General features: G+C 60.5%; 18 protein-coding genes. 4 read left to right on the forward strand and 14 right to left on the reverse strand.

What is annotated here, in order from left to right:
* Positions 1-10 precede the first annotated feature (10 nt).
* The 3 genes from EN885_RS00995 to EN885_RS01005 form a co-directional block, all read right to left on the reverse strand.
* Entirely contained in the window at positions 11-1,552 is a 1,542-nt protein-coding gene (locus tag EN885_RS00995) for a sugar ABC transporter ATP-binding protein (protein WP_128241555.1), read from the reverse strand.
* 114 nt (positions 1,553-1,666) lie between these two features.
* Positions 1,667-2,698, reverse strand: coding sequence for a substrate-binding domain-containing protein (locus EN885_RS01000; RefSeq protein WP_128241556.1), 1,032 nt, complete (start codon positions 2,696-2,698; stop codon positions 1,667-1,669).
* Positions 2,699-3,061: 363 nt separating this feature from the next.
* Entirely contained in the window at positions 3,062-3,445 is a 384-nt protein-coding gene (locus EN885_RS01005) for a helix-turn-helix domain-containing protein (protein WP_095486262.1), read from the reverse strand.
* Positions 3,446-3,549: 104 nt separating this feature from the next.
* Between EN885_RS01005 and EN885_RS01010 the strand changes: the two genes are divergently transcribed.
* Complete coding sequence (locus EN885_RS01010; protein ID WP_127288769.1) at positions 3,550-4,599, forward strand: zinc-binding alcohol dehydrogenase family protein; 1,050 nt, start codon at positions 3,550-3,552, stop codon at positions 4,597-4,599.
* Positions 4,600-4,757: 158 nt separating this feature from the next.
* Here EN885_RS01010 and EN885_RS01015 read toward each other — a convergent pair whose 3' ends face one another.
* A complete protein-coding gene (locus EN885_RS01015; RefSeq protein WP_128241557.1) occupies positions 4,758-6,140 on the reverse strand; it encodes an FAD-binding oxidoreductase in 1,383 nt (460 codons plus the stop codon).
* Between the two features lie 458 nt (positions 6,141-6,598).
* On the opposite strand from EN885_RS01015, the gene EN885_RS01020 reads away from it, so the two are divergent.
* Together EN885_RS01020 and EN885_RS01025 are read left to right on the forward strand one after the other, a co-directional pair.
* Positions 6,599-10,288: a PAS-domain containing protein gene (locus tag EN885_RS01020; RefSeq protein WP_128241558.1), complete on the forward strand. Its 3,690-nt coding sequence runs from the start codon at positions 6,599-6,601 to the stop codon at positions 10,286-10,288.
* 69 nt (positions 10,289-10,357) lie between these two features.
* Positions 10,358-11,065: a response regulator transcription factor gene (locus EN885_RS01025; protein WP_095486258.1), complete on the forward strand. Its 708-nt coding sequence runs from the start codon at positions 10,358-10,360 to the stop codon at positions 11,063-11,065.
* Between the two features lie 260 nt (positions 11,066-11,325).
* On the opposite strand, the gene EN885_RS01030 is transcribed toward EN885_RS01025, so the two are convergent.
* Genes EN885_RS01030 through EN885_RS01040 form a run of 3 tightly spaced genes read right to left on the reverse strand, consistent with a single transcriptional unit; the run spans position 11,326 to position 13,704 of the window.
* The gene (locus EN885_RS01030) at positions 11,326-13,035 is read right to left on the reverse strand and encodes a tetratricopeptide repeat protein (protein WP_095486257.1); all 1,710 of its coding nucleotides are present in this window, start codon (positions 13,033-13,035) and stop codon (positions 11,326-11,328) included.
* Between the two features lie 4 nt (positions 13,036-13,039).
* Entirely contained in the window at positions 13,040-13,216 is a 177-nt protein-coding gene (locus EN885_RS34625) for a DUF1127 domain-containing protein (protein WP_095486256.1), read from the reverse strand.
* Positions 13,207-13,704, reverse strand: coding sequence for a methyltransferase domain-containing protein (locus EN885_RS01040; protein WP_245492954.1), 498 nt, complete (start codon positions 13,702-13,704; stop codon positions 13,207-13,209). The genes EN885_RS34625 and EN885_RS01040 overlap by 10 nt, the downstream gene beginning before the upstream one ends.
* 2 nt (positions 13,705-13,706) lie before the next feature.
* Here EN885_RS01040 and EN885_RS01045 point away from each other — a divergent pair, with 2 nt between their 5' ends.
* Positions 13,707-14,129: an AbrB family transcriptional regulator gene (locus EN885_RS01045; RefSeq protein ID WP_095486254.1), complete on the forward strand. Its 423-nt coding sequence runs from the start codon at positions 13,707-13,709 to the stop codon at positions 14,127-14,129.
* A 115-nt stretch (positions 14,130-14,244) separates the two neighbouring features.
* On the opposite strand, the gene EN885_RS01050 is transcribed toward EN885_RS01045, so the two are convergent.
* The 7 genes from EN885_RS01050 to EN885_RS01080 all read right to left on the reverse strand — a co-directional run bounded on the left by EN885_RS01050 (position 14,245) and on the right by EN885_RS01080 (position 22,608).
* Positions 14,245-15,636, reverse strand: a complete 1,392-nt coding sequence (locus EN885_RS01050; RefSeq protein WP_127288761.1) for a glycosyltransferase — start codon at positions 15,634-15,636, stop codon at positions 14,245-14,247.
* Between the two features lie 495 nt (positions 15,637-16,131).
* Positions 16,132-16,881 carry a ribonuclease activity regulator RraA gene (locus EN885_RS01055; RefSeq protein WP_128241560.1) on the reverse strand — a complete coding sequence of 250 codons (750 nt, stop codon included), beginning with the start codon at positions 16,879-16,881 and terminating at the stop codon, positions 16,132-16,134.
* Between the two features lie 23 nt (positions 16,882-16,904).
* Complete coding sequence (locus tag EN885_RS01060; protein WP_128241561.1) at positions 16,905-18,068, reverse strand: mandelate racemase/muconate lactonizing enzyme family protein; 1,164 nt, start codon at positions 18,066-18,068, stop codon at positions 16,905-16,907.
* Between the two features lie 30 nt (positions 18,069-18,098).
* Positions 18,099-19,196, reverse strand: a complete 1,098-nt coding sequence (locus tag EN885_RS01065) for an ABC transporter ATP-binding protein (RefSeq protein ID WP_095486250.1) — start codon at positions 19,194-19,196, stop codon at positions 18,099-18,101.
* 10 nt (positions 19,197-19,206) lie between these two features.
* Positions 19,207-20,097 (reverse strand): carbohydrate ABC transporter permease, encoded by an 891-nt coding sequence (locus tag EN885_RS01070; protein ID WP_126103146.1) that lies wholly within the window; start codon positions 20,095-20,097, stop codon positions 19,207-19,209.
* Positions 20,094-21,053 (reverse strand): sugar ABC transporter permease, encoded by a 960-nt coding sequence (locus EN885_RS01075; protein ID WP_126103147.1) that lies wholly within the window; start codon positions 21,051-21,053, stop codon positions 20,094-20,096. Before EN885_RS01075 ends, EN885_RS01070 begins: the two co-directional genes overlap by 4 nt.
* Before the next feature lie 76 nt (positions 21,054-21,129).
* The gene (locus EN885_RS01080) at positions 21,130-22,608 is read right to left on the reverse strand and encodes a sugar ABC transporter substrate-binding protein (protein ID WP_128241562.1); all 1,479 of its coding nucleotides are present in this window, start codon (positions 22,606-22,608) and stop codon (positions 21,130-21,132) included.
* Between the last annotated feature and the right edge of the window lie 44 nt (positions 22,609-22,652).

A 22,652-nucleotide genomic window follows, 5' to 3' on the forward strand; every position in this document is an offset into this window, starting at 1 on the left:
TCCGGTCTGTCTAAGCGACATTGTGAGCCTGCCTTGCGTTTGATCGTTGCTGCCGGACACCCGACGCCAGCAGCATGATCGCCTCTTCGGTCAATTCGTCCGCCCCTAATTCGCCGACGATGGTCCCTTCGTGTATGACGAGCACCCGGTCGCTGAGCCCGATCAATTCCGGAAGCTCGGATGAAATCACGATGACGCCGACGCCCCGCTCGGCAAGGTCGCGAAGCAGGCGATGGATTTCCACTTTGGCGCCGACATCGACCCCGCGTGTGGGCTCGTCCAAAATGACCACCTTGGGGCCAACCGAAAGAAGCCTGGCGATGGCCACTTTCTGCTGATTGCCACCACTAAGCGTCGACACCTGTGTCTCGATGCCGCCCATTCGCACACCGTGGCGCTCCACCAGCTCGGTGGCCTGCTTTGCCTCGGCGCGGCGGTCGAGCAGCCCAAGGGGGGTGGTCAGTTTCCGAAGGTCCAGCGCGGAGATGTTCGACGCAATCGACAGGTCCAGGAACAGGCCCGACGCTTTGCGGTCCTCGGAGAGGTAGACCAGGCCCGCGCGCACCGCATCGCTGTAGGTCCTGATGTTGACCGGCTCGCCATTGAGTTCGACAGATCCCGACACTTTCGGGCGCAAGCCGCAAACGGTCTGAACCAGTTCGCTGCGGCCGGCGCCAATCAATCCGCCAATGCCAAGAATTTCGCCCGCACGAAGCGCGAAGCTGACGCCGTCCGAACCCTCTCGATAGGAGAGATTCCCGACCGACAGCACAGGACGATCGCTGCGCCGTTCAGGCGAGAGCTTTTGCGGATAGAGCTGCGTGATTTCGCGCCCGACCATCTTGCGCACGACATCATTGGGAGTGACCGAAGCGATAGAATCGGTCGCTACATATCTGCCGTCACGAAAGACCGTGACGCGGTCGCACAGGCTGAAGATCTCGGCCATACGGTGGCTGATGTAGACGATTGAAATTCCGCGCGCCTTGAGATCGCGGACGATTGAGAAAAGACGCCGCGCCTCGGTCTCGGTCAGGGCGGCTGTCGGCTCGTCGAGCATCAGCACCCGGCATTCGAGCGTCAGCGCCTTGGCGATTTCCACAAGTTGCTGGTTGGAAATCGAAAGCTCGGCGACCGGCGTCTGGACCGGGATCGGCGCCAGCAGGTCCATTATCTTTTGCGCATCGGCGTAGAGCCGGCGAAAATTCATCAGCGGCGCACGCCGGTTGTTGATCGCCGCCATGAGAATATTCTCGGCGACCGTAGCATCCTGGCAGAGCGCGATTTCCTGATGGACGAGGCCTATGCCAAGCCGCTGCGCGGCAGATGGCGATGCGATGGTGACGTCCTTGCCTTCGAGACGGATGGTGCCTTCGTCGGGTTGCACAATGCCGGCGATGACATTCATCAGCGTGGACTTGCCCGCGCCATTCTCGCCGCACAGCGCGTGAATTTCGCCCCGCTGCAGCGTGAAATCGACCCCGGTCAGCGCTTTGATGGCGCCGAAGGATTTCGATATGTCGCGGATTTCAAGTATGGCGGCGGCAGTCACTCCGTCCCCCTGCAGCATTGATGTTGATATTGACGATAGTCGCCCGGTCGACGGGGCGCGAGCGCGCCCCGTCCGGTTCGAGCATTTCCGAGAGATCTCCGAAGAAGGCGAGCCTTATTCCTCGATGCCCTTGGTGCCGCGCCGCTTGAGGTAGGCATCCCAATAGAAATCGTCAGCGTTTTCCGCAGTGACGATGGAAAAGCCGTTGTCGACGAAAGGCACGCCCATGCTGTTGAATCCGGATCGCCGGGCGTCGTTCATCGGATCAATCAGCTCAGGATGCTTGGCCAGCCACAGCAGCATGAATCCCATGTAGCCCTGCATGCCCTGGTTCGGGTTGACCGAGCCAAAGATTTCGCCCGCCTTGATCATATCGAGGATCTTGGCGTTGACGTCGGCCAGCATAACTCGGATCTTGCCGCCGCCCTCCTTCGCGGCCTGCGCTGCGCCGATTGCCGAGTTGGCTTCCGGCATGAACACTGCGCCCAGTTCGGGATGCGCCTGGGCGAGGCTGAGCACGGCCTGATAGGCCTTCGTCGCGTCCTGGTTCGAAGCCGCGCGGCCGACGAGCTTCATATCCGGCCATTTGGCTTCCATGCGGGCGATGAAGGCGGCGATGCGCTTGTCGTGATTATCCTGTCCGGGGTTTTCGAGGACCGCGTATTCACCCTTGCCGTCCATCGCCTTGGCAACGGCATCGGCGGCATAGGTGCCTTCGGCGACGTTGTCGGAGGTGATGTAGGATACTCGTTTGGAGTTGGGCGAATCTGCGGCGAATGTGACTACTGCCGTTCCCTGGTCTATGGCCCGATTGATTGGCTCGATGAATGGATCGGAGTTCATCGGATGCACCAGGATGCCAGCCGGCTTCTGAGCCAGCGCCTGGTCGAATGTCGCTATCTGCTTATTCACGTCGTATTCCGGCGTTCCGGTGTATTCGGTCTCGCAACCGAACTGCTGTCCAGCCTGCTTGAACATCTCGTAGACCGGGAACCAATATTCGACGCCGGAAACCATGACGTTCATGACGTATTTTTCACCCGGCTCGCATTTGAACGGGTTCGCGGCCTGGGCCGCGGCGTGGCTTGCCCCCAACACAGTGGTGGCTGCTGCCGAAATGGCGAGCATGCTCAAAAATTTGCGCAAGAATCCTCCCTCGGCCGAAGCCTGGTCAATTGGACGGTCGGACACTTACGTGCCGCCGCTCGTGGTTGCTGACACCGAACCTCCTCCCGAGGCCCAGCAGTTGATCATTTGCAGGAGTTCGCTCAACTGTCAATAAAATTCATATGCAGAAATATATTTCATACTTGCTTGGTGCATCCGCCGAGCGAGACACCATGCTCGCCATCGCAGCGGCTGACCTCGTGCATGTGGACCGGCGCCGGAGCATGACCCTAGCTCGACTTCCACTATGCTATTGATATTGCAGTTATTATTAATTTGTGTCGGAGGTCACCAACCTCAAGGTCGCATTGCGCCATCTCAAAGTCCGCATGCTGCCGCTATCTATGAATTCCGCGAAACAGTCCGGCGGGCGTGAGTTGCAGCCTGCTTCGTACGCTGGCGCTCGAGCCGCGCCTCGCCCCATTTCGAAAGCATCTCCACAATAGGCCGGAGACTTTCACCTTCCTCGCTGACGCGGTACTCCACCCGCGGTGGAACTACGGCATAGACCGTCCTGCTGACCAGGTCTGCCTCCTCCAGATCCCGAAGTTGCTTGGTGAGAAGCCGGGCGGTGATACCGGGTACACGGCGATGCAGCTCGTTGAAGCGCAAGCAGCCGGCGTCGAGCAGATGAAATAGCACGACGCCCTTCCAACGCCCGTCGATAAGGTCGAGCGTAACCTCCACCGGGCACCCCGGCACATCAACATAGTGCTTTACCTTCATCCCGACGGTTCCCTTTTGGGAAGTTAATACGCCAAACAGCCGTATTGGCAAAGTCTGTCGCAATGGCAATTTGCTCGGTGTTTCAGCATCGAAAAGGAATTCCCATGCAGGCTATCGGCTACCGTCCAGGCTCCGCCTTGTCCGACCCTCAATGCTTCGTAGAGATCAGCAAAGAGTATCCCAAGCCGCGCCCGCGCGATCTCTTGGTCTCGGTACGCGCGGTCTCTGTCAATCCGGTCGATACCAAGATCCGCAACGGCCAGGTTTTCCTAGGCGAAGAGATCGACGTCCTCGGCTGGGATGTTGCAGGGGTCGTTGTCGATGTTGGTGCCGACGTCACGCTCTTTCGCCCAGGCGATGAAGTCTTCTATTCGGGCAATCTCAATCGGCCCGGTGCCAATGCGGAATTGCACGCGGTAGACGAACGTCTCGTGGGTCGCAAGCCGGCCCGGCTCACATTCATGCAGGCGGCAGCGCTGCCTCTTACGTCGCTGACGGCCTGGGAGTTACTGTTCGACCGCCTCGACGTTACGCCCGGAAGGCTGCACGATGGCGGCACGCTGCTGATCATCGGCGGGGCAGGCGGTGTCGGCTCGATGCTGATCCAGCTGGCGCGACGCCTCACCGGCCTGACCGTCATCGCGACCGCCTCACGGCCCGAGAGCCGGGAGTGGTGCCTGTCGCTCGGGGCGCACCATGTCATCGATCATTCGCGATCGATGATCGAGGAGCTTGCCGCTACAGGCGCTTCGGCAATCACCCACATCGCAGCCCTCAACCAGACAGAGCAGCATTGGGCTGCGATCGCAGCGATCATTGCCCCCTACGGCAAGGTCGGAGTCATCACCAACCATGCAATCCTTGATGCGACGCCGCTTCGGTCGAAAAGCGCTTCGTTGCATTGGGAGGACGTGGTGACGCGACCTCATTCTGGCGGTGCCGACATGGTCGCTCATCACAGGATTCTCGAAGAGGTCTCGGCGCTCGCTGACTCCGGTGTCCTGCGCTCCACAGTGACGACCGACCTTGGAAAGCTCACGCCCAGCAGTCTTCTGGAGGCGCATCGGCTTGTTGAGGGCGGCCGCATGTTGGGAAAAGTCGTCTTAGAGGGATTGTCGACCGAAATGGGGGCGCGCCACTACCCGCGACGATGACGGCGAGGGCTGATGATCGCAGGCCAATTGCTGTCTTGCATTTCCAGTTCGTAAGGGCCGCTTTCCGGTCAGCCCTCGATGGAACGCGACACCGGCTTTCGCATGCCACAAGCCTGTCCGCCTCGGCGTGACCCAAAGACGGACAGGCTCAGCCCGGCTTACGGCCGGATGTTGTGGTTGACGCGGAAGAGGTTCGCCGGATCGTATTTGCGCTTAACCGAGACGAGCCGCTCATAGTTGGCACCGTAGGCGGCGCGCACGCGCGCTTCACCTTCATCATCCATCATGAAGTTGATGTAGGCGCCACCATGCGGGTTGTGCTTGTGCACCGCGGCCCAATACTCGCTTGCCCAGCGCCTCAGCTCCGACGCCTTCGTCGGGTCGGGATCGATGCCCGCGATAACCATGGACCAACGCGCTCGCCGCGCGCCCCAGGCGGTGGCGTCCGGAGCCACGTCCTGAACCGCTCCGTCGATGGGGTAGAGATGCATCAGCGACAGCTCGCTCGGGGTCTTCGAGCCGTGCTCGGCATGGGCAGCGATGGCCGCATCGGACAGCTCGTCGACATAATCGCCCTTCCAGTACCACTGCAAGCCCTTCGGCAGCAGCGGATCAAACAGCGCCTGCAGATCGACGAAGGGCATCTGCGCCATACCGTCCATAAAAGGCTTGGGAAGCGCGTCGCGCACGGGCTGCATCGCCCGGATGCCGTCCTCCTCTGCGCCGTTGTAGCAACTGATCAGCGCGCATATGCGCCTTCCCCAGATCTCGCGCGGGAAAGGGTCGCAGGAGGGCACCGTCTTGATGCCGAAGAACATCCCGAGCTCTCGCGGCGCTCCGGGCAGGAAGTCGCGGTACCAGCGCATGATCTCCGCGGCATCTGCGATGTCGAAGAAGATCGGCCCGGCATAGACATCCTTCGCCGGATGCGCCTGAAATATGAAGCGCGTCACAACGCCGAAGTTGCCGCCGCCGCCGCGCAGCGCCCAGAACAGCTCCGGGTGTTCGTCCTCACTTGCCGTCACGACGCTGCCGTCGGCCAGCACGACCTCGGCCGCAAGCAGATTGTCAATGGTGAGGCCGTGTTTGCGCGTGAGATGGCCGGTGCCGCCTCCCAGCGTCAGTCCGGCGACGCCTGTGGTCGCGACGATGCCCGCCGGCACCGCCAGCCCATGAACGCTGGTGGCGCGGTCGACATCGCCTTGGGTGCAGCCGGCCTCGACGCGAACCGTTCGAGTCGTGGGATCGATATCGACCCGTTTCATCGGCGACATGTCGATGACCATCCCGCCGTCGCAACTGCCGAAGCCTGGACCGTTGTGGCCGCCGCCGCGAATGGCAAGAAGCAAATGCTTCTCTCGGGCGTAATTGACGGCCGCGACGACGTCGGCGACCTCGGCGCAAGGGATGATCCAGCGCGGCCTCTTGTCGATCATAGCGTTGTAGAGCCCGCGAGCCTCTTCATAGACCGGATGGTTTTGGTCAATAAGGCTCGCGCGGAGCCGGTCGGGGAAATCATACGAAGTTACTGGCTTATCCATTTTGAACCCTCAGGTTTCGGAGCAAGACGCGTCGGCAACTCGCCAAGACTAGATTGTTCGTCCTGGGCGCCGGACATTTGCGTTTCGCCGGTTGAATCTGCCGCACTGCGGCTCTTCTTGTCATACACCGCCTTCGTTTCAGACGTTTTTCTGTGACGCCGTGGGAATGTTTCGTTTGTTTCAGCGGCACGCTCGAAGGGGATGACAGGCGGCATTTTGTGGCTGGTTAAGATCCCGAGTCGTTAGCTCGAGCCGTGGTTTCGGCCGTGCAATCTAGGCCATTCATGTTTCGGCCGTTTTTCTGGAGCGTTGGATAGATTTCGTTTTCACGCCAGCGCTGGCGAAGACTCCCACGCGCCGAAACAGTTGAAACAAATCACGCAGCGTCTGAATGTGTGCTGAAACAAAGAGGGTCTAGTATCCGCCCTCGGGACATCACGCGAACAAAGGGAACGTCCATGCGGCCTGATAATCCGGTTACATCCACACCCACAGGCTATGCCCTCTTTGACGCCAACAATGTCCTCGTTGGTAGCAATCCGGAGATATTTGGAAGCCAGCGGCTCGACCGCGGCGAGATGCAGCCGATGGACGCCATTGCCGCAATCGCCGAAGCCCTCTCATGTCTGAAAAGTTTCGACGGCCGCCCCATCGAGCCGGGCAACGCGTTCGCTGAAAGCGCTGCGGCGCGATGGATGCAAATCGACGACGCTCCTGTTGAAGCGGAGACTTTGGATGGGCGGTGGAAGTTGCTCACGGCACATCCTCGGCCGGACGGTGGCATCGCCCTGGTAAGCGTCGACATTACTGACATGAAGCGAGCGCAGATCGCGCACCTGGAAAACGCCGAGATATTCCGCTGCATCACGGACAGTCACCCGCTGCCCGTTTGGGTGGTGGACGCGGGAAGCGGGCAAATCCTCTATGAAAGCCTCGATGCGTCGAACCTGCTTGGCCGAAAATGGACGTCGAACGAACGGCAATTCCTGACGGATCATTTCGTGAATACTGGCGAATTCGATGAAATCAGGTCTCTTGCCAACAACAGCGACATCGTGCGGGATCACGAAATCCAGCTTAGAAACGCGAGCGGATCGACTGTCTGGTGTTCGACCAACTGCCGTCGCGGTGTTTATGGCGGGCGCCGCTCGCTCATCATCGGGGTGTTGGACATCACGGAACGGAAGCAGCGCGAGGATCTGTTCGGTTTCTTGATCAAGCATCATCCGTTGCCGGTATGGATGAACGACGCGAGTTCGGGGGAACTCATCTACCAGAGCAATGCTGCCGAACGGCTGCTTGGATGGAGCAAAAAGGCGCAACGTGAGACGGTGCGGCTCGGCGACTACTTTGTCGACCCCGAAAAACACCGGGAAATCAATCGGGAGCTCATGCAAAAGGGCGTCGTCGAAAATTGCGAGGTGCTTCTTAAAAGACCCGACGGCCAGGAGTTCTGGGCCACGGGCAATCTCAGGATCGTCGAGTTCCAAGGCCGGCGAGTGGTTCTCGCCGGCATCGCCGATGTGACCAAGCAGAAGAAGCGTGACGGCGAAGTCGCTGCGGCGCGAGAGATGCTCGCAGACGCCGTTGAATCACTCTCCGAGGGATTCGCACTGTACGACGAAGATCACCGCCTGGTCATGTGCAACAGCCTTTACCGCGAGCTGAACCACCCGGTGCGGGATCTCATTAAACCGGGCGTGGAATGGAACGAACTCCTTCGCGAATCCGCCAAGCGCGGCGTGTACCGCAATGCGGTTGGGCGCGAGGATGAGTGGCTGGACGAGCGGATTCAAGGCCGGATCGAGTTTCACTCCCATTTCGAAGTCCCCCTCTCCGACGGCAAATGGCACTCGGTATCGATACATCCCACCGATCTTGGCGGCTTCGTCGTAACGCGCGCCGACATCAGCGAGCGCAAGAAGGCCGAGGCTGCCGAGCGCGACGCCACAGCACTGCTGCAAAAGGTGCTCGATGCCTGCCCTTCGCCGATACACATGACCACGATCGAGGGAGAAACGCTCTACCGCAATCCTGCTACCAGAGATCTCTACGCCGACCGTCCTCGAATAACCGACCACTATGTCGATCCAGACTATAGCGCAATATTGGAGCGCACCCTGATCGAAAAGGGCAGGATCGATGATTTTCGGATCCAGCAGTACGACACCGAGAACAAGGCCTTCTGGGCTTCGATTTCCGCTCGCCTGATCGATTTCCAGGGAAGGCAGGTGATAGTGTCGAACACGACGAATATCACCGACATGATCGCCGCCCAGCAAGAAACGCGCAAGGCCAACGAGCGGCTGATCGACGCGATCGAATCTCTGGCCGAAGGGTTTGCCCTCTACGACAGGAACGATTGCCTGGTGCTGGCCAACAGCAGGTACCGCCAGATGCACGCGATAAGCGCGGATGTGCTCGTTCCCGGCGTGAACTGGTTCGAGTTCCTCCGCGTGACCGCAGAGCGCAACCAGTTTCCGGTTCCACGGGACAAGATCGACGACTGGCTTGCCGAGAGGGCAAGGGACCGCCGCGAATTCCGGCAACAGGAATTCCGTCACACAGACGGGGGTTGGTTTTTCGTCTCGAACTGTCCGACCCGCGAAGGCGGGTTCGTGGTCACCCGTGTCGACATTACAGAGCGCAAGCGGGCCGAGGAGGCCGCCAAGGAAGCGGATGAAATGGTCCGCAAGGTCCTCGAAGCCTGCCCCGTCAACATCCAGATGACCCGCGCGCATGACGGGAAGCTGCTTTACCGCAGCCCCGCCACCGTTGAGCTGCTCGGCAACGTGACCAGCGCCATCGACTACTATGTCGATCCTTCAGCGCGGATGCGATACGTTGAGCGGCTGCTCGCGATGGGGTTGGTCGACGATTTCGAAACCCAGCTCAAACGCAAGGACGGTGGAACCTGCTGGTGCTCGATTTCGTCTCGACTGATCGATTACCACGGTGAGAAGGTGATTGTTTCCCACGCCTACGATCTTACCGACCGTATCGAAATGCAGCAGGAATTGGAGCGGCAGCGCGAGACGCTGCACCAGAACGAGAAAATGTCGGCGCTCGGCGGATTGCTGGCGGGGGTGGCGCATGAACTCAACAATCCGCTCTCGGTGGTGCTTGGCCTGTCATCGCTGTTGAAGGAGACCGCAACCGACGCCAAGGTCGTGGAACGCGCCGACAAGATGAGCAAGGCAGCCGAACGCTGCGCCAGGATCGTCAAGACTTTCCTGGCTATGGCCAGACAGCAGCCGACGCGAACCTCAAACGTTGCGATCGATGACATTATTTCCGAAGCGGTGGACGTGGCGAGCTATTCGATTCGATCGTCGGACATCAGGCTTTCAGTTCATCTTGAACCTGGTCTTCCCCCGATCTGGGCGGATCCCGATCAGCTTGCCCAGGTGCTGATCAATTTGCTTGTCAATGCAGAACAGGCGCTGCACGGCTGGGAAGGGCGACGGACAATCACGGTTTCAACGCGGCTTCATCCCACGACCGGCAACATAGTCGTCAGCGTTGCCGACACGGGTCCGGGAATTTCCAAAGAGATACTTCCCCGCATTTTCGAGCCGTTCTTCACGACGAAAGAGATTGGGGCAGGAACCGGGATCGGGCTATCCTTCTGTCATCGGATCGTTCAATCCCATGGAGGAACCATCGAGGTCGAATCCCCCGAGGGGGGTGGCTCGACCTTCATACTTTCGCTGCCTGCTTCGGACCGTCTCGACGAACGAGCCGAAACGGCCGAAGACGAGCTCCCGAATTCAACCGGCATTGCTTGTCTGGTGGTGGACGACGAAGAGGAAGTGGGTGAGCTGGTCGCTGAGGTGCTCAGACGAGATGGTTTCAACGTCACCTTTGCCAGATCCGGCGAAGAAGCGCTGCTGCACCTCCAGAACCGCACTTTCGCGCTGATCCTGAGCGATCTGAAAATGCCGAACATGGACGGACGGGGATTGTTCAACCAGATTGCCAAGCTCCATCCGGCCGAGCTCGACAGGTTAGCCTTCCTGACGGGGGACACGATCAGCCCGGACGCGCAGATGTTCCTGCGCGCCGCGAAACGGCCCTATCTTGAGAAACCGATCAAACCTAACGAGCTCCTTTCGTTTGTCTCGAACTTGGTTAACAACAATACTTGACAGATCCATTGAATTGCACGTCACTCCAGAGGCAACTTTTCCATTAGGCTAGTTGCTCGGTGGTCGATTTTGACGACGCACGCACACGTAGTTGTCTGCGATGACGAACCGGATATCCGCGACACGGTGGCGGAATATCTGGAGCATCATGGCTATGCCGTGACGCCGGCCAATGCAGGGCCTGCCCTGCGTGAACTTGTTGATAGCCAGCACGTCGATGTGGTCATATTGGATATCCGAATGCCAGGAGAGGATGGCCTCTCCCTGGCGCGATATCTACGAGAGCACTCAGACGTTGCCATTATCATGCTGACCGGATCGGCGGAAATCGTCGACCGCGTTGTCGGATTGGAGATTGGCGCCGACGACTATGTCGCGAAGCCCGTGGACCTGCGGGAGCTGCTGGCGCGGGTAAAGGCCGTGCTGCGCAGAACATCGGCGAGCGAAAGAGCTGCGGAGAAAGCGAGCACTCCGGGCCACCAGGTCCAGTTCGGCAAGTGCCGCTTCGACCCGGACGCACACAAATTATACAACGCCGACGGGGCCGAAATAGCGATCACCGCGATGGAGTTCCGGCTTCTGAAAGTATTCAGCGAACATCGCGGACGAGTACTCAACCGCGATCAACTGCTCGAACTCGCCCACGACCGCGGATGGGATCCCTTCGATCGCAGCATCGACATTCGCGTTTCGCGCCTGCGGAAGAAAATTGAGGTCGATCCCTCCAAGCCGGAGGTGATCAGGACAATCCGCGGCATGGGTTACCTCTACTCTTGAGCGCGCCGCTGCCTAGTCGGACCAGCGCAGCCCTTGCGGCCGAGGTATTGCGATTTTGTGGCTCCCCCGCTCAAACTTCTGATTTTCGGGATCCATGCTGCGTTGGGTTGCGGTTCCACTATGACGTGTGGGCACTGAAAGGCAGGCGTGCAGGCCAAGCCTGTCTTCTCGACACCTGGAATTGTGTGCCGCAGCCGCCGGGTTGCGAGGCTGCGACACGTTTCCTGAGCCGACAACGACGCCGGCACCTTAAGCGCGGCTCAGAGCCGTTCGATGCCGAGAAAGTCCGGCGCTCCCACCCAGGCGGCCTTGAGGCGTGCATCCATCTCTTCGGCGTCCGCTGCCCTGCCGGTCCTGCGGAAAACCTCGCGCAGGCCCCACAACGCCCAGGCGTTGTTTGGAGTCTGCTCCAGGACGTGCTCGAAAGCTGCCGCGGCCGCCTCGTGCTCGCCCATGGCCATGTGGATCGCGCCGAGCGTCTGTCGGACCGGATAATACCAGTAGGCCGGTTCCATATAGGCAAGGCCGTCCTCGATCGCGACCGCCGCCTCAAGCTTGTTGCGCGCTTCCTGTAGGTCACCCTGGTGCTGGGCAATGCGGGCCTCCACGATTAGCGCGCTCAATTCCAGCAGGTCCGGCGCCGGAAGTCCTCCCGCCGTCTCCGTGGAAAAATCGGTCTCGGCGGCGAGCTTGCGGATTGCGGTGGCTTCTGCGCGCGCCGCCTCGCTCGCACCCGTTGCGGCGAAGGCGACACCCCTCGCATATCGCCAGGTTGCCTCGACATACGGCAGGGCGTTTGCCGGCACCGGCAGCGCGAGTATGACCTCGGGATCGCTGTACTGGGCGTGCGCAAAATAGGTGGCCGCCTTGATCGGCTGCAGCCCAGCCACCTTTCTGGCCATGGTGTCGGAGACCAGCGCTTCGAGCTTTTTGGCCGCCCCGGCGATTGCCTCGACGTCGCCCGCCATCTGTGCGGAGGTCATCAAGAAATGCAGGTTGTGAGGATAATAGCCGTCCGTGTAGACACCGGGCGTGCTCTCCGGCGCTATGCTGACGCGCTCGAAATAGGCCTCGTCCGCGACCACCGCCTCGCGGTTGATCTCCAGGCTGTCGATCCACCGGCCGACCTGGTGATAGATGTGAGATGGCATGTGCACGATGTGTCCGGCGCCGGGCATGAGGGCGGCAAGCCGGTCGGCGTAGGGTTCGGCCCTTTCCGGCGTCTTGGACGCTTCGACGGCGTGGATATAGAGATGGATCGCGCCGGCATGATCCGGATTGCGGCCCAGCACCCGCTCCAGTGAGGCCACAAGCTTGATCGTGTCCGGCTTTGGCGTTGCTCCGCTGTCAAGCCAGTAGTCCCACGGCATCAGGTTCATAAGCGCGTCGGCGTAGAGCGTGGCGATCTCGTCGTCCTGCGGATGGCGTTCGGCCAGTTTCGCCATCGCCGTGGCATAGGCCCGGTTGAGGGCGCCCTGGTCGGTCGAAGTGTCGGCGCTGTAACGCTTGGAGAGCGCGGCGATGAGGTCCTTTTCCCGGCTGGAGGCGAGGTGCGCCAACTTGCGCGCCTGCGCGACGGCTTCGGCGGCGTTCGCGGCTGCCTCCGGATCCATGCCGGCGTTGATGTTGGGGCCGAGCACGTAAGCCTCGCCCCAGAAACACATGGCGCAGGTCGGGTCCAGCTTCTGCGCGGCCCTGAAAGCGCGCTGCGCCTCAGAGTGATTGAACGCCCACGCCCAGCGCAGGCCCTGGTCGAAATAGGCCTGCGTCAGCGGGTTAGCGGTGGTGACAAGGTAGGAATGGCTGCCTAGGTTTTCGAACAGCGGGACGCTTGTCGAATCCTCGGCAACCGCCGCCGCCTTGGCCTGGCGGTGCGGAAGGCCCGAGTCATGGGCATTGGCGGCGGGCGCCGCCAGAAGGGCGGCCACGCTCGCACAGGCCAGTAGCGGGAGCCTAAATGAAAGCTTCATGGTTTCAGCCCGCCTTGTCTTCTTGGCCGCGCTTCAAGCCGCGGACCACCAAACCAATTTCGGACCGGCTGATCCCGATGTCCTTCAGGAGGGCATCCTCCATTGCCGCAAGGGTCCGTTCCGCCATACGGTGAACCCGGTAGTCCCGGAAAGAGCGGTAAGCTGCTCGCATTATCGACATTGCAACGCTCCATGATTAACGCCGCGGAATGCAGCGGTGCCGTTGCATTTAAACCATCCCTGTTTCAGGCGTTTTTCCGCGCTGAACGCGAAGTGTTTCGTTTGTTTCAGCGCCGAGGAGCGCTTCCCCGGTGGTGTGAATTCCGAGCTGCCAGAGGCGCGGGAAACCACCTTCTTTCTTGGCGCTGGATCGTGAAACCGGCGTCCGCGATCAGCCACGCTGGCTCGCGCGTCAGATGCCAGCCGCCGGCAAGCCAGCCCCACAGTCGGACAAGACGCCCTTGCAGCGTGCTCGGGGAGCGGAGTTTCGCCGCCGCCATGCTCTATGAACACCAGCCGCCCGCCGGCCTTCAGGACGCGGCGGAACTCAGCCAGCGCGCCGTTCGGGTGCGGGATCGTCCAAAGCGAGTAGGTGAGGACCACGGTATCGGCCATAGCATCAGCCAGGCGCTTCTGGTCTGCATTCTGCCGCCACTCATTGTTTGACATCCATGGCTCGGCAACCGACGGCATCAACCTGCGGACCTTATTGGTTCGGACAGTTTCTCATCGGCATTTCGATTGGCTCTCGCTTCAAGAGGGAGGTGGTCTTGCGGCTTCCTCGCGTCTTCGTCAGCAGCGCGGTTTTCATTCTGATCCTTGCCACCTTGCTTTTCGGTTATGCTGCCCTTCTGTGCTGGCTAACGGGACTGGACCTGGCCAGTGCGACCCTCGGCGCCTCGCCTGGCGGCCTGGTCGAAATGGCCATCACCGCACAAACGCTGCACTTGTCCGTCGGGCTTGTGACAGGGTTTCATGTTGTCAGGGCATTTCTCGTCAACGGATTCGCGACGAAGTTTTGGGTAGAATTTCATCGCGTCGGATTGTTTACCGGCCTGGACTGGATCGCCAGCAGATTAAAGAGACATCGATGATGCATCGAGAGACCGGCAGGTACACGAACCGAGCCGACGAAATTTCCTTTCAGCGGAAGGGATAGGCTGAAGACGGATGCAGCAGTCCAGGCGCGAACGCAGCGTCCCACAGCCGTCACTTTGTGGAGTCACTGCGCGTCGCCACCGCGTCCTTGACGGCATTCGCAAGGTTGGCGAGGATTCTCCATTCCTGCTTGAGACCTTCGAGCGTTGCCTCAAACGAACGGGTGCGGGTAGCTCGGGCACCAGCATGGCTCGCGACAGCGTGCGAATAGAGATCGACGGTCTGCTGCGCGGTCGAAGATTGTGAGTAGGAGGCCGCAGTCAATCTGGCTTCTTCTTGCAGTGCCGCTCGGCCCGGCGGAGTGAGCGCGCGGACTCTGGCGAGAGCCTTGGAGAATTGGCCTGGGGACGCATCGGCTGACAGGAGATAGCCGTTCTTTCCGGTGCGTACCACTTCACGGACTCCAGGTTCATCAAGCCCAACTACGGGAACGCCGGTCGCCATCGCCTCGACGAGCACAAGACCCTGGGTTTCGGAACGCGACGAGAAGGCGAAGACGTCCATCGCGGCATAGACGTCGGCCAGATCGGCGCCTTCGACCACGCCTAGCAGATGGCACCTGTCCTGAAGACCCGCCTCTTCCAGCATGCGGCGCATTTCGGACGCTGACGCACCGTCGCCGGCGACGACAAAATGCGCGCGCTCATTTTGCAAAAGAAACAGGCAAACCGCTTCAGTGAGGTAAGTCAGGTTCTTCTCCGGCGCCAGCCGGCCTACGTGCCCGACGATGAAATCGGTTTCCACTATTCCCAACCGGCTCCGCAATCTCAGCCGATCTCCATCGGCGAACCTGGCCAGATCAATGCCGGTCGGGATTGTGGTGATCGGTTTGGTGACGTCGTGGTGGCGCAAGAGGTCGGCAATGCTGTGAGTTGGAGCGATGATATGATCGCACAGGTCACAGTAGCCAGCCGCCAGGCTGAGCACGAGCCGTTGGAGGACCGGTGCATCCTGCGCAACGTAGTGGCCGTAGAGTTCGTAGCGGGTGTGATAGGTAAATATCGTCGGCAATGCTCGCGACGCCGCGGTGCGAAGGGCGGTGTCGCCGAGAAGAAACGGGTGGTGCGAATGGACGACATCCGGTTCGAAGGCGTTCAGTGTCTTCTCGAGCGAGCGGGTGAACGGAATCGGCACTGAAAAATCGCTGCCGTTAAAATTCTGGATCGCAGGGACACGAAGGATGTCGCTTTCTGATCGAGCTGCTTCCGCATAGTCCGGCGCGACGATCAGGACTGCATGCCCCAACTCACGCAGCATTTCCGACAACGACGCAACGCTGTGTGCAACGCCGCCGACATGCGGGCTGAATGTGTTGGTAAACATCACAATGTTCATGCAGGGCCTGTCGAGTACCGCGCCTATCGATCGAAGGGAGGTAGCCTCCAAAGCAATCGCCGCGTCCAGCTTGTCGAGCCATCGGATGATCGAAATCCGATCTTCCACAGTCCGGACTCCCTGCGACAACCAGGCAGCAAGTTTGGGAGCCTGGCGCTCGGACTAAACCCTGACCTTGCCGTCAAGGATCACCTTACCATCCTGAACATTAACGCGGAAAGCCTGAGCTTCGGCCTCGCGCTTCAGCGCTGACTTGTGCGTTTCGATGTAGGAAACTAGGGGCCTGGTGTGCCGAGCAAATACCAACTCGTCCGACCGCGCTCGTGACCTCTACGACCGCGTCAAACGCCTCGCTTCGAGAACGAAGATCCCTCCCTCCTGTTCGCCGAGGTCGGCAAGAAGTGACTCTCGACACCCGAAACCAGAATCAACACAGTCCGTCAAGAGCCGACATTCGGCGGACTTCGAGGAAGTCTGAATCACGTCAATCCCGGCTGCCAGATCGAAAGCGGTGCCCCAAAGCGAAATTCGACTCCCCACTTTTTCGTAGACGCCGGCGATACCGCCAGACGGTCTGCCGCCCGCCGCAGGGTAATCCATGCGCTAACTAGGGTTCTCCAAGCGATTTGTTTTGCGCCACTCCTCATACTCCCCGCGGGCATCGTCATGCAGCGGATAATAGCGCTGCAACGACCCGCCTCCCATGAGTTTCACTCGCGAGAACTCCTCCCAGTCGTGATGCTTCTGCGATTCTTCGATTACCTTTGCGGCCATCGCGACGGGGAGCACCACCACGCCATCGTCGTCGGCGACGATGATGTCGCCGGGGATCACCGTGACCCCGCCGCAGGCAATCGGAACGTTGACGGCATTGGGGTAGATGCTGGTCTGCACATGATAATTTGGCGTCCAGCCGCGCAGCCATAGGGGCAGATCGAGCTTTTCAACATTGGGCCGGTCGCGCATGCACCCGTCGATGACGATACCCGCGCCGCCTCTGCCTTTGAAATACGTCGACATCATATCGCCGAAGACGCCCGAGCTCATGTCGCCGCGCGCGTCGACCACGACCACATCGCCCTCCTGCGCGTGATAGAGCACGTGCCGATGCAACTGCGTCTCCGGATCGGCATATTCTCCCTCGGTGAATAGATCCGGCCGCTGTGGCATGAACTGCAGCGTCAGCGCCGGCCCGACGATCGACTTCCCGTGGTTTTGGGCTACCGGTCCGACCATGTGCGGATTGCGAAATCCCATGTGGCCAAGGGTGCCGGCAACCGTCGCGGCGCCGATCTCCCTTAGCGCGTCGATCAGGTTTTTTGGCGGCCGCGTGATGTCAGGAGCATGTGTCATCGTGGACTCCGGTTGAAAGAGAACTACCAGTTCGTAACGGAACCGTCGCGGCGCTTAAGGTGAGGCGCTTCCCAGAAACGAAAGCTCTCCGCCTGGACCGCCTTTTCGTCGACCTCGACGCCTAGCCCCGGTAGGTCACTGACCGGATAGTCGGCGCCATCGAGTTGTGGTTGCACCGGGAAGAAGTCGGAATTGTCGAAGCCCAGCTTTCTTTCGGGCGCCCTGGTCTCGAGCCACGCGAAGTTGGAGACCGCGGCAGCGAGATGCATGGTCGCGGCCGTGCACACCGGGCCAAGCGGATTGTGCGGCATCAGGTCGACGTAGTGCGCTTCGCTCCAGCCAGCGACTTTCATCGCCTCGGTGAGTCCGCCGACATTGCAAACATCGAGCCGGTTGAACTGGTGGATGCCGCGTTCGATATAGGGCAGGAACTGCCACTTGCTGGCAAATTCCTCGCCGATGGCAAAGGGGATGTCGGTCATCGTGCGCAGGGATTCGTAGGCCTCCGGTGTCTCGTCCCGTATCGGCTCCTCGAGGAAATCAAGCACGCCGCGGCCGAGCTTGTTGCAGAAGCTCGCCGCCTCCGCCACCGATAGCCGATGATGATAGTCGATGCCGAGGACGACGTCGTCGCCCAGCGCCTCGCGCGCCTTGTTCATCATACTCGCGGTGGCGCCGATCGACTCGCGCGGCTCGAAGATGTCCCTGCCGTTTTGCCCGACGGGGAAGAAGCGGATCGCCTGCCACCCTTGCGCGCGGAGTTCGCGGGCTCGTTCTATGGCGACATCCCCCTCGGCCTCGTCTCCGGTCGAGGCGAAGGTGGGGACGCGGTCGCGCTGCTTGCCGCCCAGCAGCTCGTAGACAGGCACCCTCAGCGCCTTGCCCTTGATGTCGTGAAGGGCGATGTCGATGGCGGAAATCGCCGCCTGCAGAACTCGGCCGCCTTCGAAGTACTGGCTGCGATAAACCTCCTGCCAGATCCGGCCAATCTGCATCGGGTCGCGGCCGATGAGGAACTCGCGATAGTGCTCTACCGCGCCGGCCACGGCCTTCTCGCGACCGCTCAAGCCGCTCTCGCCCCAGCCGAAGATGCCTTGGTCGGTCTCGACCTTGACGAGCATCTGGTTGCGCGTTCCTACCCATACTGGATAGGGCTTGATCGCGGTGATCTTAAGCTTCTCAGTCATCTACGCCCACGTTCCACGCGCCGCCCTATCTCAGTTGGCCGTGAGGGCCATTTCAGTTTCGCCGTCGAACAGATGCATCCGCTCCTGATCGAACTCGAGCCAGATCTGTTCGTCAGGTGCGACGGCGATGTTGGGAGGCACGCTGATGTTGACGATGGCGCCGGAGAGGAACGCCTGCACGAAGGTGACGTCTCCGGTTGGTTCCACCGTAAAGGCCTTGGCCGGAATGGCACCGGGGACCGCGCTGTTGTGCAGCTTGATCGTCGAGTGTCGCGCTCCGAGCACGACCTTCTTGGTCGTCGCCCTCTGGACCTTGCGCGCGTTGAGTTGCGACAGCTCGAGGCTCCAGCCTTCCGCGCTGGTCAACACGGTGTTGCCGTTTGCCGTCGATGCCTCCAGCGGAATAAGGCTCATCGCCGGGCTGCCTATGAAGCTCGCGACAAACATGTTCACGGGATGGGCGAAAACCTGCGCCGGCGAATCGTATTGCTGCAGATAGCCGCCGTTCATCACCGCCATCCTGTCTGCCATGGTCACGGCCTCGAGCTGGTCGTGCGTTACATAGATGATCGTCGCCTTCAGGTCCTGATGGAACCGCTTTATTTCGGACCGCATCTGCACGCGCAGTTTGGCGTCGAGGTTAGAGAGCGGCTCGTCCATCAGGAACACAGCGGGGTCGCGGACGAGGGCACGGCCCAGGGCCACACGCTGCTGCTGTCCGCCCGAAAGTTCGCGCGGCTTGCGCTCGAGCAAGTGCGTCATGTCGAGCACTCGCGCCGCTTCCTTGACCTTCTTGTCGATCTCGTCCCTGGGGAGTTTGCGCATCTGCAACGGGAACGCCAGGTTCTTGTAGACCGATTTCTGCGGGTAGAGCGCGTAGTTCTGGAACACCATTGCGATGTCGCGGTCCTTGGGGTCGAGGTCGTTGACCACTCGTTCCCCGATGACGATGTCGCCCGATGTGATCGGGATCAGCCCCGCGACGAGATTAAGCGTGGTCGTCTTGCCGCAGCCTGAAGGGCCGACTAACGCAACGAATTCGCCGTCATTGACCGTCAACGAAACGTCGTTGACGGCTTTGAAGCTGCCATAGGTCTTGACGAGATCTTTGAGGACCACGTGGGCCATCGGCAACTCCCTAATGCTTGACCGCGCCTTCTGTGAGGGCGCGTACGAAGTATCGTTGCAGGACGAGGAACAGCACCACGACGGGCACGCTCATCATAAAGCTGGCCGCCATCAGGCCCGGAAAGTCCGTCGTGTTTTCCGAGAAGAAGCGCTGGATGCCTACCGGCAGGGTCAGCTGTTCGTTCTTGGAGAGGAAAGTGTAGGCGTAGATGTATTCGTTCCACGCGCCGATGAAGGAATAGATCGCGGTGGCGATGATCCCCGGCGTCGAGAGCGGCATCACGATCAGGATGAAGGCCTGGAACCGCGTTGCGCCATCGATGCGCGCCGCCTGCTCGAGCTGCACCGGGATGTTGTCGTAGAAGCCCTTGAGCAGCCAGATCGCCAGCGGCAGGCCGAAGGTGAGATAGGTGAGGATCAGCGAGCCATGCGTGTTCACCAGCCCCAGCACGCGCATCAGGATAAAGAGCGGCACGAGAAAGATCACCGCCGGGAACATGTTGCGCAGCAGCACCGAGAAGAACAGGAAGTTTCGGCCGGGGAAACTGAAGCGCGAAAACGCGTAGGCCGCAGGGACAGCCACGATCACCGAAAGGATTGTCGTGACGGTCGAGACGAAAAGGCTGTTCCAGAAGAAGCGGAGGAAGTCCTGACCGACGCTGTTCTGCGGATCGAGCAGCTTTTGATAGCTGGCGAGGGTAGGCTGGTCCGGCCACCATTGCGGGGGAAATTGCATCGCCGCGAACCCGGACTTGATCGAAGTGATCAGCATCCAGATCATCGGCAACGCGGTGTAAAGCAGCATGAAAACGAGGAAGATGCGCCCGGCCCACCGCCATCCGTCGACACGCATGCGGCGCCGGGTCTGACCTCGAGGGGCTGTCTCGACAATCGTGCTCATGCGCTCCCTTCTTTCCGCTCGTTGCCGCTTAGCGCACGGACGTAGAAGTAGCCCAGCGTCATCAGGATGAGGAACAGGAGCACCGAATAGGCCGATGCCACGCCCCAGAGCTGTCGGCCGAAGGCGAGCTCATAAATGTGGGTGATCCAGATATGCGATGCGTTCGACGGCCCGCCGCCGGTCATGATCCAGGGGATGATGAAGGAATTGAAGTTGGCCACCGCGAGCAGCAGGATCGTCACTGTCGAGACGTTGCGCAAATGCGGGAAGGTGACGTGCCAGAAGCGCTGCCATGCACTGGCTCCGTCGACTTTTGCAGCGCTCAGCAACTGTTCGGGGACTGTCTGCAGGCCGGCCATCATCATGATCATGGCAAACGGAAACTCGCGCCAGATATTGACGACGATCAGGGATGGCAGCACCGTGCTAACGCTGTCGATGAAATTCGGCGGCCGGTCGGCCAATCCGAGGCCGACCAGCACTGCGCCGATGATCCCGAAGTCCGAATGGTAGATCCACCTCCAGATATAGGAGGCGGCGACCGCGCTGATGACCCAGGGAACGATCAGGATAGCGCGCAGGACACCACGGCCGATAAAATCGCGGTGGAGCGCCAGCGCGGCGGCAAACCCCAGGACAAAGGAGATGAAAGTGGATCCCAGTGTCCAGATCAGAGTGTTCCAGGTGACTTTCCAGAACACACGACTGGCGAGGATGGTCGTGTAGTTGTCGAAGCCGATAAAGGTCTTGTCGCGGAGCTGTAGGCCGGGCGGCGTCTTAAAGAACGACAGTTCGATCGTGTAGTAGATCGGATAGGCGATGACGATGAGCATCACGGCGATCGCAGGGAGCACGTACGCGTAGTCGGCGCGATGCTCCCATATCTTCCGCAACAGGCCGGATTTACCGGGTTGCAATATTCGGCGAGCCTCGGCCTTGCCGGTCACGATCGTCACTGGGGCGTGCCCTCGTTCTTCGGAACGAGCCGGCTGCACTATCGGCGCAGCCGGCCAGATCCAGGTCAGGCTTGGACTAGAGTCCGCCCATCAGGTCTTTGACCCTCTGGGCCGCGTCGTCCGCTGCCTGGTCGACGGTCATCGCTCCGGTCAGGGCATTCTGCAGCATGTCCGGGACGATGATGTTCATGATCTCGGGGGACTGCGGCAGCGCTGGGAACGGGATGCCATATGGTAGCATCGAGGTCGTCACATCGAGGAACTCGATGTTGTCCAGACGTTCCTTCATCCATTTGGTCTTGAAGCCGTTAAGATTGCCCGGGTTCGAGCCGGCGTAGGCCATCTTCAGCGACCATTCAGGGCTCGTCCACATGCAGATGATAGCCTTTGCAGCCGGCTCGTCTACCTTGCCGCCCTCGACATATTCGGGCTTCAGGATGTGAATGTTCGAGCCGCCGAAGACGACGGCGCGCTTGCCGTCGGGGCCAGTCGGAATCAGGCCGTAGCGCATGTTGTCGATGACGGTCTGCGCCTTGTCCTTGTCGGTGCCCGTCGCCTTCTTCTGCAGGTCGAGCATCACGTCGTAGTCGGACGGGTGCGAGATCATCATGCCAAGCTGGCCGGCGACGAACAGGGGCTGGTTATCGGCCTGCTGGTTGGTGAGTGCCGAAACCGGAACCGACTTGTCGCGAACGTACATGTCGTAGGAGGCTTGCAGCGCCGCCTTGCTCTGCGGGTTATTGAGCTCGACCTCCTCATAGGTCGGGTTCGCGGTTGCTTCGTCGAAGACTCCGCCGCCATAAGCCCATAGCTGTGGCATGAAACGGTACGGCGTATTGCCGGCATTCTTGCGAGCCACGAGGCCATAGCCGGCAATGCCGAGCTTGTCGTGGATCTGCTTGGAATATTTGACGACGTCGTCCCAGGTTGCCGGTGGCTTGTCCGGATCGAGGCCCGCCCGCTTGAAGATGTCGGCGTTCCAGATGAACGCCATCGTCTCGTTGTTGGTCGGAATGCCGTAGGTTACGTCCTCCCAGGTTACAGCCTTCATGGCGCCGGGCCAGAAATCATCGGTCGAATAGCCGACATCCTCGGGTTTGAGCGGTTCCAGGTAGCCCTTTGACGCGAACTCGGTACCACCCAGGATTTGCAGGCGGACCGCCATCGGCGCGGCATTGCCCAGGAGCGCCGTGCGGAACTTGTCAAGAAGGTCGTTATAGGTGAGGGCTTGTTCCTCGAGCTGGATGTTCGGATAGGTCTTGCGGAAGGTCTCGAAGAATTCCTTGTAGTACTGGCGCAGGAGGTCGGGGTCGCCCTCGAACACGCCCTGATACCAGAAAGTCAGTCGCCCCTTGTAGTCGAGCGGGGTGACCTTGGCGCAATCGGCTGCCGTGTCAAAATCCTGTGTGCCGGCAATGGAGCGCACATATTCGGGCGACCACTTGCTCAGGTCGACCGGCGGCGCACCGAGTGCCGATGTGGACATCAGCGATGCCATCAAAGCAGTGGCGACAGTGCCGCGCAGGACCGCACTGCCGAGCGTAATCCTCGTCATAGGTATCCTCCCTGGTTCTCCATGCCGCCCTGCGCCGAGGCAAA

The sequence above is a fragment of the Mesorhizobium sp. M6A.T.Cr.TU.014.01.1.1 genome (genome assembly GCF_004022765.1).
GTDB lineage: Bacteria > Pseudomonadota > Alphaproteobacteria > Rhizobiales > Rhizobiaceae > Mesorhizobium > Mesorhizobium mediterraneum.

What these genes read in the sequence shown, in the direction of transcription:
- EN885_RS01005 (WP_095486262.1), bottom strand. Translation starts at nt 3,445, where the DNA reads ATGAAGGTAAAGCACTATGTTGATGTGCCGGGGTGCCCGGTGGAGGTT.
- EN885_RS01010 (WP_127288769.1), top strand. Translation starts at nt 3,550, where the DNA reads ATGCAGGCTATCGGCTACCGTCCAGGCTCCGCCTTGTCCGACCCTCAA.
- EN885_RS01015 (WP_128241557.1), bottom strand. Translation starts at nt 6,140, where the DNA reads ATGGATAAGCCAGTAACTTCGTATGATTTCCCCGACCGGCTCCGCGCG.
- EN885_RS01020 (WP_128241558.1), top strand. Translation starts at nt 6,599, where the DNA reads ATGCGGCCTGATAATCCGGTTACATCCACACCCACAGGCTATGCCCTC.
- EN885_RS01030 (WP_095486257.1), bottom strand. Translation starts at nt 13,035, where the DNA reads ATGAAGCTTTCATTTAGGCTCCCGCTACTGGCCTGTGCGAGCGTGGCC.
- EN885_RS34625 (WP_095486256.1), bottom strand. Translation starts at nt 13,216, where the DNA reads ATGTCGATAATGCGAGCAGCTTACCGCTCTTTCCGGGACTACCGGGTT.
- EN885_RS01040 (WP_245492954.1), bottom strand. Translation starts at nt 13,704, where the DNA reads ATGTCAAACAATGAGTGGCGGCAGAATGCAGACCAGAAGCGCCTGGCT.
- EN885_RS01045 (WP_095486254.1), top strand. Translation starts at nt 13,707, where the DNA reads ATGGCTCGGCAACCGACGGCATCAACCTGCGGACCTTATTGGTTCGGA.
- EN885_RS01055 (WP_128241560.1), bottom strand. Translation starts at nt 16,881, where the DNA reads ATGACACATGCTCCTGACATCACGCGGCCGCCAAAAAACCTGATCGAC.
- EN885_RS01060 (WP_128241561.1), bottom strand. Translation starts at nt 18,068, where the DNA reads ATGACTGAGAAGCTTAAGATCACCGCGATCAAGCCCTATCCAGTATGG.
- EN885_RS01065 (WP_095486250.1), bottom strand. Translation starts at nt 19,196, where the DNA reads ATGGCCCACGTGGTCCTCAAAGATCTCGTCAAGACCTATGGCAGCTTC.
- EN885_RS01070 (WP_126103146.1), bottom strand. Translation starts at nt 20,097, where the DNA reads ATGAGCACGATTGTCGAGACAGCCCCTCGAGGTCAGACCCGGCGCCGC.
- EN885_RS01080 (WP_128241562.1), bottom strand. Translation starts at nt 22,608, where the DNA reads ATGACGAGGATTACGCTCGGCAGTGCGGTCCTGCGCGGCACTGTCGCC.